The 696-nt window shown below is 66.4% G+C and carries 1 protein-coding gene; it reads right to left on the bottom strand.

Going from position 1 to position 696, the window contains the following annotated elements; all coding sequences use genetic code 11:
* Window positions 1–96 precede the first annotated feature (96 nt).
* Window positions 97–696, bottom strand: a 600-nt coding sequence (locus ABFY07_RS42755; protein WP_346179621.1) for a GntR family transcriptional regulator, incomplete at its 5' end; no start/stop codon positions are given.

Raw genomic sequence — 696 nt, 5'->3', positions numbered from 1 at the left:
AATGCCGCGCGAATCCGTCATGGCGGTGAAGCATGTTGTCTCCGAAACCTACGACGCCGAGACCGCCGCCTACATCCACACCAAGCTGCGGAACGTTCAGGCCGGGAATGAGTAGTCCAGCAGGTACGCCATGCCATCGAGGATCATCCGGTTGATCTCGACGCAGCGTCCCTCCTCGTTGAAGGCGTGTCGGGTGATCTCGAAAACCGGCGTGCCGACCGGCAGCTCGAGTCGATCCGTCTCTTCCGGCGACGGCATCCGTGCCCGCAGATACTCGGTGAACCGGACCGGTCGGTGACCGATTTCGGCGAGCCTGGCATAGGTTCCGCCAGGCCCTGTATCCGTATGCATGATCTGCGTGCCGCGCGCGATGTCGACCGGCAGGTAGCTGGTGGCCAGCTGCACGAACCGCTCGTCAACGGCATACCGGCGGTCGCGGAAGGCGACGGGCTCGCCGGCCGCGACGCCTAAGGCTGCTGCGACCCAGTCGGGGGCGGGTGTCTCGCCGGTACTGGTGTTGAGCTCGCGTCTGCGGTCCTTGGTGTCAGCGTCCTGAATGGTCTCGCCGCCGAGCCAGCGTTCCTTGGCGAGACGCCCTGGTGAGCTGCGGGGGATGGCGGCGAAGCGGCGAACGTAGGTTCCGCCGCGGCGCTTGGCTTGGACGAGTCCAGCGGCCGCGAGTTCGGCGATGGCTCG

It is taken from the genome of Streptomyces sparsogenes subsp. cuspidosporus (assembly GCF_039532705.1).
Taxonomy (GTDB): Bacteria; Actinomycetota; Actinomycetes; order Streptomycetales; family Streptomycetaceae; genus Streptomyces; species Streptomyces sparsogenes.
Note: the sequence above shows the minus strand (reverse complement) of the source record. Positions and strands in the feature narration are given on the sequence as shown.